This is a genomic window from Micromonospora sp. ALFpr18c, from assembly GCF_008868155.1.
Lineage (GTDB): Bacteria > Actinomycetota > Actinomycetes > Mycobacteriales > Micromonosporaceae > Micromonospora.
This window is the reverse complement of sequence record NZ_WBKR01000320.1, coordinates 1-3,914: the sequence shown is the minus strand read 5'-3', so window position 1 is coordinate 3,914 and position 3,914 is coordinate 1. Positions and strand designations below refer to the sequence as shown.

3 protein-coding genes are annotated in these 3,914 nt (G+C 70.3%); 2 read left to right on the top strand and 1 reads right to left on the bottom strand.

From position 1 onward, the window contains the following. The coding region (locus F8271_RS32710) for a DUF4158 domain-containing protein (protein WP_192580528.1) at positions 1-502 on the top strand (502 nt) is incomplete at its 5' end. Further along, positions 400-2,733: a Tn3 family transposase gene (locus tag F8271_RS30375; RefSeq protein ID WP_192580527.1), complete on the top strand. Its 2,334-nt coding sequence runs from the start codon at positions 400-402 to the stop codon at positions 2,731-2,733. The genes F8271_RS32710 and F8271_RS30375, both read left to right, overlap by 103 nt. A 653-nt stretch (positions 2,734-3,386) precedes the next feature. On the opposite strand, the gene F8271_RS30370 is transcribed toward F8271_RS30375, so the two are convergent. Further along, positions 3,387-3,785 carry a transposase gene (locus F8271_RS30370; protein WP_225854877.1) on the bottom strand — a complete coding sequence of 133 codons (399 nt, stop codon included), beginning with the start codon at positions 3,783-3,785 and terminating at the stop codon, positions 3,387-3,389. Between the last annotated feature and the right edge of the window lie 129 nt (positions 3,786-3,914).

The window sequence follows — 3,914 nt, the reverse complement described above, 5'->3', positions numbered from 1 at the left end:
GTGGGAGATCCGGGCGGCGTTCGGGTACCGCGACTTCGCCGACCCGGGGGTACACGACCCGCTCGTGGAGTTCGTGTCCGCCCGGGCCTGGATCCACGCCGAGGGCGCGGTGGCGCTGTTCGAGCAGGCCAAGGCGTGGCTGCGCCGCGGGCGGGTGCTGCTGCCAGGGGTCAGCGTGCTGGCGCGGCTGGTGGCCACGGTGCGGGAGGAGACCGACCAGCGCATGTACCGCGCCCTCGCGGAGGCCGCGGCCGGCGCCGACGTGGAGCTGCCGCTGAGGCTGCGCGATCTGCTGGAAGTGCCCGAGGGCAAGCGGTTCTCCGAACTGGAGCGGCTGCGCAAGGGTCCCCGGCGGGACTCCGGCCTCGCGATGAGCCAGCCCTGGGCCGGGTCGACGAAGTGCTGGGCGTCGGCGCCGGCGCGGCGCAGGTCCAGGCGGTGCCGGCCAACCGGATCGCGGCCCTGGCCCGCTATGGCATGGCCGGCAAGGCGCCGCTGCTGAAGAACCTGGCCGAGCCGCGAAAGACGGCCACGCTACTGGCCACCGTTCGGCGGTTGGAGGCCGCCGCGGTCGATGACGCGCTGGACCTGTTCGACTCGCTGATGGCCACCCGGCTGATCAGCCCGGCCCGGCGGGCCATGGACAAGGCGCGGCTGGCGGCCATGCCCCGGCTGGAGAAGGCGTCCGCAACGCTGGTCGCGGTGACCCGCACCGTGCTGGAACTGCTGGACTCCGCGGCCGGGCCTCGGGAACAGGTCGCCGGCGCGGTGGCCACCGTGGCGGAACTGGTGCCCGACGAGGACTCGTGGGAGGCGGACAACCGGCAGGCCATCGCCGCCCGCTACGGCGTGGTCCGGCCGTTCGTCCGGTTGTTGGCCGAGACACTGCCGCTGCACGCCGCGCCGGCCGGAGTGACGCTGCTGACCGAGATCCGCGGCGGCCTGCCGACCCTGCTGCGCCGCCAGATCAGCCGCAAGCCGTTGACCACAGCGGACCTGAACATGGCCCTGGTCCCGCCGATGTGGCGCCGCGCGGTATTGGACAACCCGGCCCTTGACGGGGCGGCCGACCGGGACGCCTACGTGATGTGCCTGCTCACCCAGTTGCACGGCGCGCTGCGCCGCCGGGACATCTTCGCCGAACCGTCTCAGCGCTGGACGGACCCGCGAGCGAGGCTGCTGGACGGCCCGGACTGGGCCGCGGTCCGCGAGGACGTGCTGGCCGGCCTCGGCCTGACCACCCCGGTCGAGCAGCACCTCGCGGAGTGCGCCATCGCGCTGGACGCGGCCTGGAGGCAGCTCGCGCAGCGCATCGAGGAGGCCGGCCCGGACGCCAGCGTGCGGGTGATGCCCGGCGAGGCGGCCCGGATGCGGCTGTCGGTACAGCGGCTGGAGAAGCTCGGCGATCCGCCGTCGTTGGTCGACCTGCGCAAGCGGGTCGCCGCGATGCTGCCGGTCGTCGACCTGCCCGAGCTGCTGATGGACGTGCACTCCTGGACCGGGATGCTCGACGCCTACACCCACGTCGGCAGCCTGAACACCAGCATGGACCAGCTCCCCGTCACCGTGGCCGCGCTACTGGTCGCCGACGCCTGCAACGTCGGCCTGGTCCCGGTCACCCGCCCCGGCGACCCGGCCCTGTCTCGCGACCGGCTCTCCCACGTCGACCAGAACTACGTACGCGCCGACACGCACGCCGTCGCCAACGCCCGGCTGGTGGACTACCAGGCCCGCATCGGCATCACCGACTTGTGGGGCGGCGGTCTGGTCGCCTCCGTCGACGGGCTGCGCTTCCGGGTACCGGTGCAGACCATCCAGGTCGGCTCCAGCCCGAGGTTCTTCGGCTACAAACGCGGCATCACCTGGCTCAACGCGGTCAACGACCGGTTCGCCGGCCTCGGCGCGATCATCGTCACCGGCACCGTGCGCGACAGCCTCTACATCCTCGACACCCTGCTCAACCTCGACGCCGGACCCAAGCCGGAGATGGTGGCCACCGACACCGCCTCCTACTCCGACATCGTGTTCGGCCTGTTCCGGCTGCTGGGCTACCGGTTCTCCCCACGCATCGCCGACGTGGGCGGTACCGGCTTCTGGCGGACGGATGTGCCCGGGCAGCCGGCCGGGGACTACGGGCCGCTTTCCGCGATCGCCCGCAGCAAGGTCAACCTGGACCGGATCGTCACGCACTGGCCGGACATGTTGCGGGTGGCCGGCTCCCTGATCACCAACCAGGTCCGCGCCTACGACCTGCTGCGGATGCTGGCCCGCGACGGGCACCCCACCCCACTCGGGCAGGCCCTGGCCGAGTACGGACGCATCCCGAAGACCCTGCACCTGCTCGCGATGGTCGACCCGGTCGACGAGACCTACCGGCGCACCGTGACCCGGCAGCTGAACATCGGCGAGTCCCGCCACGCCCTCGCGCGCAAGATCCTGCACGGGCACCGCGGCGACATCATGCAGCCCTACCGGGCCGGCCAGGAAGACCAGCTCGGCGCCCTCGGCCTGGTCCTCAACGCCGTGGTGCTCTGGAACTCGCGCTACATCGACCTCGCGGTTATTAATAACGTGCTGCGCGGGCAGGGCTACCCGGTGCGCGACGAGGACGCCGCCCGGCTGTCGCCGCTGGGGTACGCGTACATCAACATGCTGGGCCGCTACAACTTCCCCGCCCCGTCGGCCGAACAGCGCATCCGTCCCCTGCGTGACCCCGATGCCAAGGACGGCTGATGGGGTTGGAGTCCGGCAGCGCAACGGCGGGGGGATCCGTAATGAGGGATCACCCCGCCGTTGATCGTCAGCGGCCGTGGTGCCAGGCGGGTACCCGGAGAGGACTAGCTTGCCCGGCGCGGCCCCAGACGACCACCGAGACGAACGCGGCGGCGGCTTCGCGAGACCACCCGACGACGGCGGCGGCTTAAAGGTTAGCGTTGCGACGCAGGCCGAGAAGCTGCAGGTGCAGGCTGAGGAGCTGTAGCGGCCGAGGCCACCGGGGCCACCGCACGGTCCACCCGCTGCCCAGGCCTCTGCCCGGTAATGCCTGCGGCTCTAGCTAATAGGAATGTCCCCCCCAGCACCAGGGGGCCCGAGGCAATTTGTGCGTCGACACTCGGAATCTCACTGAGCGCGGCGCCAGCTGCAAGCAGGCCTGACCCCAGAGTTGCGGAAACCAATCTTCCGGTTTTGTCGTTCTGTTGTTTAGACAATCGATCATCCTCGGTCAGTTGGCAGCGTCGAGCACACGAGAGATGCGGTGAATAGCTGCCAAAGATTGACGCGGCGACACGCCGAGTCCCCAGTGTGTAGAACGTAGGGAGAAGCAGTCGGGTTCACGAACAGGGCCATGGAGGTGCAGGGCGTTCGCAAGGTGGAGGTATGCCCGTTTAGTCGATTCCGAGTAGTTGTAGGGATCGGTGCGGGTTCCGGCTGTTTCGTCGTAGGGTTTGCGCGATGGAGGTGATGCCGGCCAGGCGGAGCAGGCTGATCGCGGTGTTGCGGAGGGTGGCCAGGGCGCGGGGTGCGTTGCCGGCCTGTAGGCGGCTGGCGTCTTCGCGGTAGGTGGTGTCGCGGATGTGGTGTAGGACCTCGATGGACCAGTGACCGCGGAGCCAGTCGGCCAGCTCAGCGGGTCCGGCTTGCTCGGCGGTGAGGTTGGTGATGGCGTAGACGGTGACGGTGGACCAGCGATCGGTGGCCGGGTTGTAGCGGCGGCGGCGGATCCGTAGGGCCTGGCTGGCGTGCGGGAAGTCCAGGGCGAGGGGGCCGAGTACGGCAGCCGCCATTTGCTAGTTGGCCAGGGCATAGTCTCGGTTGAGTCGGGTGCGTTGGTGGAACCAGCGTGCTCGGGCTTGGTGGCGGCGTCGCCAGTTGCGCCAGTGGGTGTCGTGGTCGGTGGGTTTCGGTCGGTGCCA